A 16,208-nucleotide genomic window follows, 5' to 3' on the forward strand; every position below is an offset into this window, starting at 1 on the left:
CTGTTTAAGAAATGACCTGCCATTATGCTCACCTAATAACATTAGTAAATCCCCCTTCTTAAACATTTGTTTATCAACCGATAAACTCTCTTTATTTTTTTGTATCTTTGCTAAGTAAGCAATTAATCATTGTTGCTTATAATCTCAATATTTGCATAAAACTAAGCAAATCCTTTCCTCAAATAATCCTGTTTTTGAGGTAAAAAAATCAATACTCTAGATTTTTACATAATATCTTTAACAATTATTTTAACGTTTGAAAAAAGGAGATTTCCCTGTGTTATAGCGGTGTTATCCCTAGTTTGTTCTCAAGTTGTTCCCAAAACAGCTCTCAATGACAGCGTCTTGGGAACAACACTGGAACAGGAGTAAAACAACATATCCTCAAGCCCCATAACACAAGGCTTAAAGAGGTTTTAAGTTCCATGAAGAATAACGTAGTTGTTAAAAAATTAACAATGAGTAAATAATCCTATTTAACAAATTAATTAACGATTATCTTTATCTATAAATATTCGCAAAACAACACTTTTATCTAATTCTATTTTTCTAATCAAGATAGCCCTATCCCTTCTTCTGTTCACTTAAACTCTTAGCTATCCCACCAACCAATACACTTTACCTCCTAAAGCAGAAAAAAGAGTAATAACTAGAATGGCTTCCTATAACGCTTACCTCCATGATTAGATTTGCGAAATATTATAGCACATTAAGGACTTTGGCGAGATTATAAGTTTCTAAACTTTAGATAAACTAAAGAAAGCATTATCTTTGTATGTTCAACCTTTATAGGCTTTATGAAAAAAATAGATTTCTCCAATATAGATCCAAAAAAGAATATAATAATCAAGGGTGCTCAGTTGCACAACCTTAAGAATATAGACGTCGTGATTCCGCGTAATAACCTTGTGGTTATCACTGGTCTATCTGGTTCAGGTAAGTCGAGCTTGGCTTTTGACACGTTATATGCTGAGGGACAACGCCGATATGTAGAGAGTTTATCTTCTTATGCACGTCAGTTCTTAGGTCGTATTAATAAACCTAAGGTGGAGTACATCAAGGGTATCGCTCCTGCTATCGCTATCGAACAAAAAGTAAATACGAGTAACGCTAGGTCTACTGTGGGTACCTCTACAGAGATATATGACTACATCAAACTGCTTTATGCGCGTATCGGGAAGACTATCTCTCCTATCTCTGGTGAGGAAGTGAAGAAAGATACCGTAAGTGATGTATTAGATTATATCAAGAGCCTACCGATCGGTGCAAAACTTCTATTACTAGCACCTATTGACTTAGGGGAAGACAGAGTCCTGTATGAACATCTTAATGTACTATTACAGCAGGGATATGCTAGAGTATTAGTCAATGGCGAGACACTTCGTCTAGACTCCTATATCAGTGAACATACGGAAGATGAAGTTAATAAAGTAGACGTGTCAAATGTATATCTAATCGTAGACCGTATCGTCGTGAGTGATGATGAGGACTTCTATAATCGATTAGGAGATTCTGTAGAAACTGCTTTCTTTGAAGGGAAAGGATACTGCTATATAGAAGATCTAAAAGACAAAACACGCAAGGAGTTTAGCAACAACTTCGCTTTAGACGGAGAGACATTCTTAGAGCCAAACGTTCACTTGTTTAGTTTTAATAATCCTTATGGAGCCTGTCCTACTTGTGATGGATATGGAAATATCATCGGTATAGATGAAGAATTAGTGATTCCAAATACAGGCTTATCTGTTTATGACAATGCTGTTTTTCCTTGGAGAGGAGAGTCGATGGGATGGTATAGAGATCAACTAGTAAACAATGCTTATAAGTTTGACTTCCCTATTCACAAACCGTATTTTGAATTGACAGATGAACAAAAAGCTTTAGTATGGGAAGGTAACGCTCTGTTTACAGGGTTAAACGACTTCTTTAAGGAACTAGAAGAAAAGAATTATAAGATACAAAATAGAGTACTTCTCTCTCGTTATAGAGGGAAGACTAAATGTCCTACTTGTAAAGGAAAGAGATTGCGTATAGAAGCTAGCTATGTAAAAGTAGGCAGCAAAACTGTTAGTGAATTAGTAGACTTACCGATCAAGCATTTGATCACTTTCTTTAAGGATCTTGTCTTAAACGAATATGAAGCTAAAGTAGCTAGTCGCCTTTTAATCGAAATCAACAACAGACTAGGATTTCTTAGTAATGTAGGACTTGACTACTTAACGCTAAACAGAAACTCCGCTTCTTTATCAGGTGGAGAATCTCAACGTATCAACTTGGCTACATCACTAGGAAGTAGTTTAGTTGGGTCGATGTATATCTTAGACGAACCAAGTATAGGACTACACCCAAAAGATACAGAGAAGCTTATCGATGTACTAAATAACCTAAAACAATTAGGGAATACCGTGATCGTAGTAGAGCACGATGAGGACATTATGAAGTCTGCAGATCAGATTATAGATATCGGTCCTGAGGCAGGTAGCTATGGAGGTGAATTAGTCGCTCAAGGGGACTATGCTACCATCCTTAAGTCTGACTCTCTTACAGGTAAATACCTTAGTGGAGCACTCGAAATAGCTGTCCCAAAGAAGCGCAGACCATATAAACACTTTATTGAGATAATAGGCACTAGAGAGAACAACCTCAAGAATATAGATGTTACTTTTCCATTAGATTGTTTGACTGTAATCACAGGAGTATCTGGTAGTGGTAAAAGTACACTAGTCAAAAAGATATTGTTCCCTGCGTTGCAAAAGAAACTAACAGGACTTAGTGATAAGCCTGGGCAGTTCACAGAAATGAAAGGAGAATTCGGAGGGATTAAATCTGTAGAATATGTGGATCAAAACCCTATCGGAAGAAGTTCTCGATCTAATCCTGTGACCTACATCAAAGCGTATGATGACATTAGAGATTTATACTCTAAACAACAACTATCTAAACTTAGAGGATACCAACCGAAACACTTCTCATTTAACGTAGATGGTGGTAGATGTGAGACGTGTAAAGGAGAAGGTACAGTGACTGTAGAGATGCAGTTTATGGCTGACGTTCACTTAGAATGTGAGACTTGCCACGGAAAGCGCTTTAAGAAAGAAGTATTAGAAGTAAACTTTGAAGGAAAGAACATAGACGACTTATTGACAATGACGATAGATGATGCGCTACAGTTCTTTGATCTACATAAACAAACCAAGATAGCGCAGAAGCTACAGCCTCTACACGATGTGGGATTAGGATATGTACAGCTAGGTCAGTCTTCTTCTACCCTATCAGGTGGAGAAGCACAACGTATCAAGCTGGCATCTTTCTTATTAGCGGGAACAACTAGAGATAAGGTGCTATTCGTATTCGATGAACCAACGACAGGACTGCACTTCCACGATATTCAGAAGTTGTTGAAGTCATTCGAAGCTTTAATCGAGAAAGGACATTCTATCATCGTTATCGAACACAACCTTGACTTGATCAAATGTGCAGATTACATCATCGACATTGGTCCTGGTGGTGGTGAGTATGGTGGTGAGTTAGTAGCCTTCGGTACTCCTGAAGAAGTAGCTAAAAACAAAGCTTCTCTAACAGGTCATTACTTAAAAGAAAAACTTAGATAATCACTTAGATAATTACGAATTACGACGATATATCTCGTAAATAGAAGATAAAATAAAGGCTGTGTCACAACAATGACACAGCCTTTTATATTTATATAACACTCTGAATATCCACAAACAAAGCTCGTAATTCGTAATTTCTAATTCGTAATTAATTTAGCTAGTTTTTCTGTTAGTCGCTTGCGACTATAGTACTGCAGCCCCATACCATACACCTTAAGTTGTTGTTTTTGGTATAGTTCGAAGTATTCTAATAAGATATCACTCAACTTATCTTTCTCACTATATAACACTACTTTACCTGTATTAGTCTCTTTGACAATATCAAAGAAGTCAGACTCCTCAGGGCCTATTCCTAAGATAGGACGTTCAGATGCCATATACTCAAACAATTTACCCGGTATAATGGCTTTAGTGTCTTCAGAGTCTATCTCTATCAACAACAATACTTGTGAAGCGCGCATTTGTCTCAAGGCTTCTACATTATCTACATAGCCTAAGTTTAACACACAGTCCTCTAGCTTAAACTCTTTGATGGTATCCAATACTTGGCTACTCACCTTCCCTACTAACTTCAGTTGAAACGCCTCTTTAAACGCTTTGTTCTCTTTTCTTAGTTCTGATATTGCCTTCCATAGTATTCTAGGATTGCGTTCAGATAAGAAAGAACCTATATGCGCTAAGGTAAACTTCTCATCTAGTGGTATCTTCCCAAGACTTGTGATATCATAACCATTGGTAATGACCGTTATAGGTTTGCTTGTTTTCTCTTGAAACTCTTTCTTCGTTGTTTTGCTTGTAACGATGATTTGATCTGCTTTGTTTAAAACCTCTTTCTCTAGTTCTAGATGTTTAGCCGCACTAGATTCGTTTAGTTTTAATTCCTTGTGATAGCCTATGGTTGTCCATGGATCTCTAAAGTCAGCTATCCATTGGACGTTTAACTGCTCTTTAAGCGCCATTCCTATCAAATGCATACTATGAGGCGGTCCGGTTGTAATAACTGTCTCTATATCCTTATTCTGCTTTAAATAGTCAGCCAAATAAGCAACAGACGGCTTGACCCAACTCACTCGAGCATCCGGAATATAGAAGTTTCCTCTTACCCAAAGCAATAACTTATCTGTAAAAGTCTGTTTCTTCTTATCTGGTATAATACCTGCACTTAATGTATCTGTATTTTTACCACTCACTAACTTCGCCTTGCGATAAGGCTCGTTAATAGGTTGCTTTAACACTGTAATCGAAGGGTCTACTTCGCTCGTGTTATTTGTATCTATTAACGGATAACTAGGATTCTCAGGAACATAAACAATTGGCTCTATATCAAAGCTTGGCAAATATTTGACAAACTTCAGCCAACGCTGTACACCTGGCCCTCCTGCTGGTGGCCAATAGTAACTTATGATTAAAACTTTTTTCTTAGACATACTCGTTCTGCATTTTGTTTTTTTTATTGTGTCGTCACGGATTGCAAATCCGCGACAGCGTGAGATGTTGTTGTTTTGTGATGTTGTGTCGTCACGGATTACAAATCCGCGACAGCAATGATATTGTTATTTGAAAGTTTAATTATCTTCTTAAGTGCAATATACTTCCTCAAAAAAACAAAAAAACAAAAAAACGAAATCACAAAAAAACTCTTTTATTTATTATTCTACTCACTAAAAACATCTAGATATTTTAGGTGGGCGTATAGTAATATGCCCCTACGATTGTGTGCCGATAGGGCGTTATAGACATTGTTGTTTTCTGATGTTGTGTTGTCACGGATTACAAATCCGCGACAGCCAATCCGCGACAGCAATGATGATGTTGTTATTTGAAAGTTTAATTATCTTCTTAAGTGCAATATACTTCCTCAAAAAAACAAAAAAACGAAATCACAAAAAAACAAAAACACTTACTTCTTCTTCGCCACTAGATAAATACCTCCCGCAGTAATTAATAAAATTAGAATACTTGAGATTAACGCTATAGTTCCTCCTTTAGAGATAACTTCAGGTTCGAATGTGAATTCCACTGTATGTTTTCCTTTAGGAAGTTCGATAGCTCTTAGTACGTAATCTACTGCTACGATAGGCACTTCTACATTATCTACCTTCGCTACCCATCCGTGAGGATAGTATATCTCAGAGAACACTGCTAATCCATCATTCGTATTCGTTGACTCATAAGTAATCTTATTAGGAGCATAGCTCTTAAGGTTGATTGTTGCTAATGAATCTACAGTATAACTATCTTTAATTGCGATACCCTTAAACATAGTCGTATTAAGAACAGCTTGTTGTTTTGTCTTTAATCCTGTTAAGGCTTTCATCTCCGCATCTGCATTCTCTACTTTCTTCACGCTAGACACAAACCAAGCGTTTCCGTTAGCATTATCATTTAATAAAGGTACATCTCTTCCCTCTTCATCTTTTTGGATAATGTACTTCACATTCATCATATTTAGCACCTCCATATTAGAGTTTTGCTTCAGCTGATAATCTGCTAATTCTTGCATTCTACGAGGCTTCGCTGCGTGGTATCCTCCTAGTGAATTATGGAAGAACGAGCTTCTCGCACTATTAAACCCACCGCTGAACTCATACACTCTAAAGTGCTCTGTATCATTTAGAATAACTTTATCAGCAGGTGTTGCTTGAAACGGAGTATTCATTTGTGATGCTAATACGAAGTGAGAATCATTCACGTAGTTTCTATCTACTAATACCAAGTCCCCTACCATCAGCACACCTACGATAACTGCTGCTATCTGAGCACTGATTTTTCCTTTAGTAGAGAAGTATAATGCTGCTGCTGCTAACGCAATAAGTACAAAACTTCTGATCAAATCAGCAGTGTACATATCCTTTCTATCTTGTATCAAAGCATTGATAAAACCTGGTCCTATCTCTCCATAAGCTCCTCTGTAGTACTCATCATTTAATCCTGTGAAACTCAATGTTCCCTTTACTAAGAATAATAAAACGATAATAGACCCAACTGCAATACCTGATTTCTTAAGTAATGCTAATTGTTCTTGTTTCTCTAATTTGCTATAGGCATAAAGTCCCATAATCGCTAAAGCAGGTACACACATCTCTAAGATTACTTGGATAGATGATACTGCTCTAAACTTATTATACATCGGGAAATAGTCTATAAAGAAGTCTGTCAGTACTGGGAAGTTCTTACCCCAAGAGAACATCAGTGAGAACACTGCTCCTGCGATAAAGATATACTTGATATTTCTCTTCTCTGCGAAGATTCCCAATACAAATAAGAAGAATACAACAGCTCCGATATAGGCTGGTGCTGCTACGATAGGCTGATCTCCCCAATACGTAGGAGAACTAGCTGCCATCTCTGCTGCCTGCTGATCATTCGCTCCTACAGATTTGAATAACTTATAGGTATTCGAATCAGTCCCTAACTTCTCTCCATTCGCTCCACCTGTAAGACGAGGTGCGATCAAGTTTAAACTTTCGAAGATTCCGTAGCTATATTCTGTGATGTAGTCATAACTCATCGCATTAGAAGATACCTTGGCAGAACCATCAGGTTGGTAAGTTAATTCACTGTTGCTTCGTGTACTAAACTTAGTGTATTCAGAAGTAGCCATAAGGTTAGTCGCATTCGCTCCTATACTCAATATCGCTGCACCTATAAGCACTGTTAAAGAGTACCCGATAGCTTTAAAGTCTTTTTGTTTGATATATATTACCATATAATATATACCTACTAAGATCAATAGTAATAAAAGGTAATATGTCATCTGGAAGTGATTAGCTCCGATCTCTAATGCTGCTGCAAATAGTGTAAGCAATCCTCCTTTTATATAATGCTTTCTAAAGACTAATAATACTCCTGCTAATACCATCGGCATATAAGCGATAGCGTGTGCTTTAGCGTTATGCCCTACTCCTAAGATAATAATCAAATAGGTAGAAAAACCAAAAGCTAATGCTCCAATAAAAGAACGCAATGGCTTCATCCCTAAAGAAGCTAGTAGTACATAGAAACCAAGGAAGTAGATAAATAGATAATCTGCTGGTCTAGGTAAAAAACGAATAGCACTGTCTAGTGTTTTCACGTAATTATGAGGAAACTTAGCTCCTAACTGATAAGTTGGCATTCCTCCGAAGGCACTGTTAGTCCAGTATGGCTCTTCTTTAGCTACTTCTCTAAAGTCGATTTGCTCTTTAGCCATTCCGGTATATTGTACGATATCGGATTGGTAAATCACTTTATTAGACAATACTGGCGAAAAATATAATAGTGCTACTATTATGAATCCTAAAACCACTAACAGATGTGGATAAATCTTTTTAAACGTATTGGTTGTTTCTGATGACATTTATACTACTATTTAAGATGCTAAAGTAAGTAATTTTAAGGATGCTTTAAAGATATCAATGTAGTTTTCTTTAAAGTCAAAAAAAAGCCCTCAAGAGCAACTGCTCCTGAGGGCTTTAAATGGTTATCTAATATTACTTCTTGTCGATTTCTTCAAAGTCTACATACTCACCTACTACTTTAGTAGAGCGCGGTACTCTGCCACCCTGACTAGATGTATCAGTATATGTCTGAGACTCTTGATTACTTTGACTTCCGTTATATTGGTTATACTCTTGTTGTCTTTGTTGAAAATTCTGTTCTGCTTTCTTCGCTACCTTGTATATTAATACAGGGAACAAATAACGCATCGCTATCTTAAATGCGTAATATATCAGAACAATAATAATAAGTGCTTTAATAAATCCCATGATTTCCTTCTTTTTATCAAAAATAGTAATTATAACAACTAAATGACAATCACAACTCTTAAATTATTGATAAATGTAGAAGAGGTGTTTACAGTTTGCGGTTTACAGTTAACAGTTTTTATTTCTTGTTGAGAAGACTAATAATCTTTAGAAAGGTTGTTTTTCCGTTCTCCACTAAGTACTTACTCCTTCCACTTCGTATATCCTCCTTCTAACTCATACACTTCTTTAAAGCCATTCTCTAATAACAGGTTTCTAGCTTTCTCACTGCGCTTACCTGATTTGCAAAAGATATATAATGGTTTGTCCTTTGACAAGTCCTTAGTCTGCTCTAGAAAATTATCTCCTAAGAAGTCTATATTCTTTGCATACTCTATAGTCCCTTCTGAGAACTCTTTAGGTGTGCGTACATCTATAAGTTGTACTTCTGTCTGCTCTATAACTTGTTTAAAAGAAGAGTTATTCAATAAATGATTTACTTTATCTTGACTATATCCTGTAAAAGAGACACTTAACATCACAATAAACAAAAGAATCAAAACGTTATGCTTTTTCATATAAGAATGTTTAATAGTTTAACAAAAATGACAAATATCATAGTATGCGAATTTACATCACTATATATTTGTTTTCAAATATAGAATAAATATGTCACTTTCTCTTATACAAAAGTATAATGTACCCGGTCCTAGATACACTAGCTACCCCACTGTTCCTTATTGGGAAGAGACCTCTTTTAGTAGAGATAAATGGATTGATTCTCTAAAGAGATCCTTCATTGAATCTAATAAAGAAGAAGGGATTAGTATCTACATACACCTGCCGTTTTGCGAGAGCTTATGTACTTTCTGTGGATGCCATAAGAGGATAACTAAAAGACATGAGGTAGAGAACCCTTATATAGATGCTCTTTTAAAAGAATGGGATTTATACTGTAACCTATTCGAAGAAAAGCCTGTCATTAAGGAGATTCACTTAGGTGGAGGTACCCCGACATTCTTCTCTCCTGCACATTTAAGCAAACTTATAGAAGGCATAAAAGCGAAATCAGTCATCGCAGATGAATATGAATTCAGCTTTGAAGGCCATCCAAATAATACAACCAAAGAACACTTATCTACTTTATACAACCTTGGTTTTAGAAGAGTAAGTTTCGGTGTTCAAGATTATAACCCTGAAGTTCAGAAAGCAATCCACAGAGAACAAAGCTTCCACAATGTAGCAAAAGTTACACTATGGGCTAAAGAACTTGGCTATACTTCTATCTCACATGATATTATCTATGGTCTACCTTTTCAGAAGTTAGAGCATGTTATCGATACAATTGAGAAGACTAAATCACTTTCTCCTGATCGATTAGCATTCTATAGTTATGCACACGTGCCATGGATCAAAGGAAATGGACAACGTGGTTTTAACGATGAAGATGTCCCTAAAGACGATGTGAAACGTCAATTATATGAGAAAGGAAAAGAACTACTTCTAAAGAATGACTATATCGAAATAGGTATGGATCACTTCTCATTAAAAAGTGATTCACTTTATAAGTCAATGAACACGGGGCATATCCATAGAAACTTTATGGGATATACTTCTTCAAAGACACAGGTAATGATCGGTTTAGGAGTATCATCTATCAGTGATAGCTGGTATGCCTTCGCTCAGAATGAAAAAGATATTGATACATATTACGCTCTTTTAGAACAAGGAACTATCCCTGTTACTAAAGGACATATTTTGAATGAAGAAGATTTGATTATTAGAAAACATATCTTAAATTTAATGTGTTCTTTATCTACTGATCTGGAAGCAGACTTAGATAAAGTAGACTTCAACCCTGTTCTAGCAGAACTAAAAGAATTAGAGCTAGATGAGTTGATCCAGATTAAGGATTATAATATTAAGATAACTAAGAAAGGTCGTGCGTTTGTTAGAAATGTGTGTATGGCTCTAGATATGAGACTACACAAGAACAAACCACAGAGACAGTTGTTCTCGATGACCATCTAATAAAAGAAGAAGAATGAATAAATATGTAGAGAAAGCAGTAACCATTATTGTGTTACTAGGATTAGTAGGAGGAATTTACAACTTAGACAGCGCACACTTGTGGTCAATATCCCACAACTGGATGTCTTATATAGGTTTTATAGTATTTATAGCCTACTTAGTCTATTCTCTAAAGAAAGCTGCTAGACAACAGGATAAAGAGGGTCTCTAAATCACACGAATTGTCATTTGTTTATTGTCTACTCTCAGGTAGACAGTAGTATAAAAAAAAGTCCTTAATCTCAGTTAAGGACTTTTGTTTTTATGTAAACTTTACTAATGAGTGATAAAAAGCTTTATCACACAAATCGTCATTTGTTTATTGTTTACTCTCAAATAGACAATAGTATAAAAAAGTCCTCAATCTCAGTTAAGGACTTTTGTTTTTACCTTAAAGGTTATAATATAGTCTTAGTCTTGCTATTCGCTTTTATTAGCAATAATAACATCTATTATCTCTGGATTGATTAATGTCGATACATCTCCGAACTCCTTAGTCTCACCATTAGATATAGAGCGAAGTATACGTCTCATAATCTTTCCTGATCTGGTCTTAGGTAAACTATCTACGAACTGAATCTTATCTAGCTTAGCTATCGGACCGATATGACTAGAGATCATATTATTAATCTCTTTCTTCAAGTTCTCTCTATCACGGTATTCACCCTCCATCTTAAGTGTGATAAACCCATGTAGCGCATTTCCTTTAATATCGTGCTTAAACCCTACCACAGCACTCTCTGCTACTGCTGGGTGCTCATTAATAGCATCTTCGATAGGTGCAGTTCCTAAGTTATGCCCTGATACGATAACCACATCATCAGCACGACCTGTGATTCTGTAATACCCTACTTCATCTCTTAAAGCCCCATCTCCAGTGAAATACTTCCCTGGGAATTGACTAAAGTAGGTCTCTTTATAGCGTTCGTGATCACCCCAGATAGTACGTGCCATAGATGGCCAAGGAAACTTAATACACAGTGCTCCATCTACTTGATTATCTTCTATCTCATTGCGCTTGTCATCCATTAAGACAGCTTGTATCCCTGGCAATGGCAATGTCGCATAAGTAGGTTTAGTAGGCGTAATAAACGGAAGTGGAGAAACTAAGATACTTCCTGTCTCCGTCTGCCACCACGTATCTACGATAGGACATCTTTTCTTTCCTACGTGGTCATTATACCAGTGCCATGCTTCCTCATTAATAGGCTCCCCTACCGAACCAATCACTCTAAGACTAGATAAGTCATGCGAATTCACATAGCTATAATCTTCTGTCATTAATGAACGGATAGCTGTAGGAGCTGTATAGAACTGTGTTACTTTATATTTATCGATGATATCCCAGAATCTACTCGGTGTAGGATATGATGGAACTCCTTCGAACATTACTGTCGTTGCCCCATTTAACAGTGGTCCGTAGATAATATACGAGTGTCCTGTAATCCATCCACAGTCAGCAGTACACCAGAAGATATCCTCTTCTTTATAATCAAATATATTCTTAAACGAATAAGCAGTCTGTACCATATACCCAGCAGTCGTATGCACCATCCCTTTAGGAGATCCAGTAGATCCTGAAGTATAAAGAATAAATAACGGATCCTCAGCATCCATTACTTGAGCTACATTATTAGTAGATGCTTCTTCTAATAAAGGAGCTAACCATAAGTCACGTCCTTCTTTAAAAACAACCTCTCCTCCTGTTCTCTTCACTACTAATACTCTCTCTACACCAGGACAAGACTCTAATGCCTCATCTATAATAGGCTTTAAAGGTATTGTCTTACTTCCTCTGTAACTTCCATCAGAAGTAATCACATACTTACACTCTGCATCATTGATACGCTTAGACACAGCTGACGAAGAGAATCCAGCGAAGATAACGCTGTGTATCGCTCCTAATCTAGCACATGCTAACATCGCTATCGATAGCTCTGGAATCATAGGAAGATAAATACATACTCTATCTCCTTTCTTTACTCCTTGTTCTTTAAGAACATTAGCCATCTTACACACTCTATTATATAAGTCATTATAGGTAATAGTCTCTGATGCTTCTTCTGGATTATTAGGTTCAAATATAATGGCTGCCTTTTCTCCCCTTTTTGCAAGGTGGCGATCAATACAGTTCTTTACGATATTCAACTTTGCATTGACAAACCATTGAAATTTTGATTCTTCCATATCAAACTCAAATACCTTGTCCCATACTTGGTACCAAACAAAATTCTCTTCAGCTATTTTACTCCAGAACTTACGAGGCTCTCTTACGGACTTTTTATAGTGTTTAAAATATTGTTCTAGATTTTCTATTTTATAATAACTCATATTTTAGTTGTGATTTTTTATGTAATGTTTTTTTTAAGTTCTTAAATATATGATTTTAGTAATAAATAGCAAAAAGTCATACAATATTTTTATTCCTAAAAACACTGTATGACTTTATATTGATTATAATTTCACTAAAAATAAGCGACTTCTTTCTTTGCTGATTCGAACTCAGCGATGACATGTTTTACGATATCTGCTACTGGTTCTATCTTGTGAATTAGCCCTGCTATCTGACCTACTTCTAATTCTCCTTCTACTAGATCTCCCAAGAACATTCCTTTTTTAGAACGCCCTCTACCTAGGTATTCTTTTAGTTCATCTACACTAGGGCATTTCGCATATAATTCTTGCAGTCCTGCGTAAAACTCATTCTTAATAAGACGCACAGGCGCAAGCTCTTTCAAACTTAGTGCTGTATCTCCTTCTTGAACATCTAATAGTAGATTCTTAAAATTAGCATGAGCAGAACTTTCTTCTGATGCGATAAATCGAGTACCCATTTGCACTCCATCAGCTCCCAATACCATAGCCGCTAGCATCCCTTTACCTGAAGCGATACCTCCTGCTGCTATTAATGGAATACTAATCTTCTCACGCACCATAGGAATTAAAGTAAGCGTCGTAGTCTCTTCTCTTCCATTGTGTCCTCCTGCTTCAAATCCTTCAGCTACGATAGCGTCCACGCCAGCCTCTTGTGCCTTTAGTGCGAACTTAGAAGAACTCACTACGTGTACTACTGTTATACCGTGCTCCTTTAAGAAAGAAGTCCATGTCTTAGGATTACCAGCAGAAGTAAAGACTATCTTCACACCTTCTTCTACGATAATATGCATGATCTCCTCTATATTAGGATATAACATCGGTACATTCACACCGAATGGCTTATCTGTTGCCTTCTTACACTTCTGGATATGCTCTCTCAATACTTCTGGATACATAGAACCTGCACCTATAAGCCCTAAACCACCTGCATTACTTACTGCACTAGCCAACTTATAACCACTGTTCCATATCATTCCTCCCTGTACGATAGGATACTGGATATTAAAAAGATCTACTAACTTATTTTTCATTGTATTTTGGTTGTTTATAGTTTCGAAATAACACCCGAACCGATTAGTTCGTCTTCGATATGCCAAGATACAAATTGTCCTTCTGTGATTCCTGATTGTGGTTCTTCAAAACGCACAAACATTCCCTCTTTCATTTTGTGTAATGTTGCTTTTTGCAACGGTTGGCGATATCTTATACGTGCTAATATAGACATTGTTTCGCCTTCTTGCAATGCTAAGTCTTCACGAATCCAGTGAATTTCATCTTCTTGAACAAATAATGCCTTGTGAAACAACCCAGGGTGATCACTTCCTTGTCCTGTATAGATGATATTTTCATTTACATCCGTACTGATAATAAACAATGGCTCTGCAGTTCCTCCTACGTTTAGTCCTTTACGTTGACCGATAGTAAAGAAGTGCGCTCCGAAGTGCTCCCCTACTTTCTTACCCATCTCAGGTGTATATACGATAGATGTAGCCTCCGCTTTTAAAGCTTCTTCTAATGTAGAGAATACCTCTTCTTCTTTTGTATATATAGGAGAATTCTTAGGTATCTCATAGATTAACCCATCTTTACGACTCAACTTTTGTTGTAAGAACTCAGGCAACCTTACTTTTCCAATAAAACACAATCCTTGAGAATCTTTCTTGTCTGCTGTGATTAAGTTCATCTTCGCCGCTATCTCACGCACCTCTGGCTTAAGCAATTCTCCTACTGGGAATAACGCCTTCGCTAACTGCTCTTGAGATAACTGACATAAGAAATAAGACTGATCCTTATTAGGGTCCTCACCTGCTAATAGCTTATACACAGTCTCCTGTGTACCATCTGCTTTAGTGATAACCTCTTCATCTTTGCGACAGTAATGTCCCGTAGCTACATAATCTGCTCCTAAGCTTAATGCTATTTTCATAAATACATCAAACTTGATCTCGCGATTACACAGCACATCAGGATTAGGGGTACGACCATTCTCATACTCCTTAAACATATAGTCTACAATCTTCTCTTTATATTGTTCACTTAAGTCTACTGTCTGGAATGGTATCCCAAGCTTCTCAGCGACCATTAAAGCATCGTTGCTATCCTCTAACCATGGACATTCATTAGAAATCGTCACAGTATCATCGTGCCAATTTTTCATGAATAATCCAATAACTTCATATCCTTGTTCTTTCAGTAAATAAGCTGCGACACTTGAGTCTACACCTCCCGAAAGACCTACTACTACTCTTTTCTTCATGATAAAAAAATATTGCTACAAATTTACAAGAAATGCCGCAATACAAAAAGCTTTTGAATTTATCTTATCTTTTAATTATGATATGTCCATAGAGAATATCTATCATTAGCGCATACAAGAGCTTAAACGCTATCTGTAGATTTAAGGCACTACAAATAAAAGGTAGATTATTTTTTATTCAATGATATTGGTATTATATTTATATCAAGACAGTTACAATTATTTATTAACCATTTAGAAGTAGTAGAAACACTTTTAATAAGGTCAATGCTTACAACTGTACATACTAATGGTTCAAATAATATCAACAAGTAATAGTAAATTTCATCATCATGCAAAACAAAACTTTAGCTAAATCACTTATCTTGGGTTTCTCACTATTAGTGAGTTTTTCTTTATTGGGATTCTTTATTTTCAAAGGACTAAAGACATTTAGTGATAAAGACCGTGTAGTAACCGTAAAGGGATTAGCCGAAATGAATATAATGGCAACCTCTGCTACTATTGTAATAGATTTTGCAAATTCCGGAGATGACTTACAGCAAATAATGAAGCAAACAGAACAAAAGAAAGAGGCGATTATTGCTTATTTAACTAGTATTGGATTTTCAAAAACGGACATCAAAATTTCTAATATAGGGGTAAATGACCAAGAAAAGTACCACGAGCTTCGTTGGGAAGATGGGCGACAAGTGTCAGTAAAAATAGACAGATACACTATTACACAGCAACTAACTATTGAAACAAAAGACATAAAAGATACAGGAAATAAAATTGCTCAAATCAATCTAGATTTAATTAGCAAAGACCTGACTTCGAATATACAACCTATATATTCTTTTCCTGAACTAAACTCTATTAAACCACAATTGATAGCAGAGAGCACAAAGAATGCGCGTATTGCCGGTGAGCAGTTCGCTAACGATTCTCAAGCTAAATTAGGTAAGATTAAGACAGCCTCACAAGGGCAAATCACTATTGTAGGAAAGTATTATTTTGATGAAGAAGAAACAAATAATACACTCAACGAACCTTATATGCAAAAAGCTAGAGTAGTAAGCACCATTGTTTTCTTTTTAGAGTAGTAGACACACCTAGAATACTTATTATTAGAAAGTAAAAACATCATCTATATCCGAACGGAGTATAGATGATGTTTTTTTA

The 16,208-nt window shown here is 36.3% G+C and carries 11 protein-coding genes; 4 read left to right on the forward strand and 7 right to left on the reverse strand.

Annotated features, from left to right (window positions below; genetic code table 11):
* The first annotated feature begins 797 nt into the window (after positions 1–797).
* Positions 798–3,611 carry an excinuclease ABC subunit UvrA gene (gene uvrA / locus CF599_RS09130; RefSeq protein WP_121965729.1) on the forward strand — a complete coding sequence of 938 codons (2,814 nt, stop codon included), beginning with the start codon at positions 798–800 and terminating at the stop codon, positions 3,609–3,611.
* A gap of 140 nt (positions 3,612–3,751) precedes the next feature.
* On the opposite strand, the gene CF599_RS09135 is transcribed toward uvrA, so the two are convergent.
* The 4 genes from CF599_RS09135 to CF599_RS09150 all read right to left on the reverse strand — a co-directional run bounded on the left by CF599_RS09135 (position 3,752) and on the right by CF599_RS09150 (position 8,919).
* A complete protein-coding gene (locus CF599_RS09135) occupies positions 3,752–5,041 on the reverse strand; it encodes a glycosyltransferase family 4 protein (RefSeq protein WP_121965730.1) in 1,290 nt (429 codons plus the stop codon).
* Positions 5,042–5,514: 473 nt separating this feature from the next.
* Positions 5,515–7,953 carry a YfhO family protein gene (locus CF599_RS09140; RefSeq protein WP_121965731.1) on the reverse strand — a complete coding sequence of 813 codons (2,439 nt, stop codon included), beginning with the start codon at positions 7,951–7,953 and terminating at the stop codon, positions 5,515–5,517.
* 133 nt (positions 7,954–8,086) lie between these two features.
* A complete protein-coding gene (locus tag CF599_RS09145; protein ID WP_121965732.1) occupies positions 8,087–8,362 on the reverse strand; it encodes a DUF4834 family protein in 276 nt (91 codons plus the stop codon).
* A gap of 182 nt (positions 8,363–8,544) precedes the next feature.
* On the reverse strand, positions 8,545–8,919 hold the full coding sequence (locus CF599_RS09150; RefSeq protein ID WP_121965733.1) for a rhodanese-like domain-containing protein: 375 nt from the start codon (positions 8,917–8,919) through the stop codon (positions 8,545–8,547).
* A gap of 91 nt (positions 8,920–9,010) precedes the next feature.
* On the opposite strand from CF599_RS09150, the gene hemN reads away from it, so the two are divergent.
* Positions 9,011–10,372: an oxygen-independent coproporphyrinogen III oxidase gene (gene hemN / locus CF599_RS09155; protein WP_121965734.1), complete on the forward strand. Its 1,362-nt coding sequence runs from the start codon at positions 9,011–9,013 to the stop codon at positions 10,370–10,372.
* 13 nt (positions 10,373–10,385) lie between these two features.
* Entirely contained in the window at positions 10,386–10,583 is a 198-nt protein-coding gene (locus CF599_RS09160; protein ID WP_121965735.1) for a hypothetical protein, read from the forward strand.
* 248 nt (positions 10,584–10,831) lie between these two features.
* Here the strand turns inward: CF599_RS09160 and acs are convergent, their stop codons facing one another.
* From acs to mnmA, 3 genes are all read right to left on the reverse strand, one after another.
* Positions 10,832–12,742: an acetate--CoA ligase gene (gene acs, locus CF599_RS09165; RefSeq protein ID WP_121965736.1), complete on the reverse strand. Its 1,911-nt coding sequence runs from the start codon at positions 12,740–12,742 to the stop codon at positions 10,832–10,834.
* Positions 12,743–12,876: 134 nt separating this feature from the next.
* Entirely contained in the window at positions 12,877–13,818 is a 942-nt protein-coding gene (locus tag CF599_RS09170; RefSeq protein ID WP_121965737.1) for a nitronate monooxygenase family protein, read from the reverse strand.
* A 14-nt stretch (positions 13,819–13,832) separates the two neighbouring features.
* Complete coding sequence (gene mnmA / locus CF599_RS09175) at positions 13,833–15,044, reverse strand: tRNA 2-thiouridine(34) synthase MnmA (protein WP_121965738.1); 1,212 nt, start codon at positions 15,042–15,044, stop codon at positions 13,833–13,835.
* 332 nt (positions 15,045–15,376) lie between these two features.
* Between mnmA and CF599_RS09180 the strand changes: the two genes are divergently transcribed.
* Positions 15,377–16,129: an SIMPL domain-containing protein gene (locus tag CF599_RS09180; RefSeq protein WP_121965739.1), complete on the forward strand. Its 753-nt coding sequence runs from the start codon at positions 15,377–15,379 to the stop codon at positions 16,127–16,129.
* Positions 16,130–16,208 lie beyond the last annotated feature (79 nt).

This window comes from Myroides sp. N17-2, from assembly GCF_002286775.1.
GTDB lineage: Bacteria > Bacteroidota > Bacteroidia > Flavobacteriales > Flavobacteriaceae > Flavobacterium.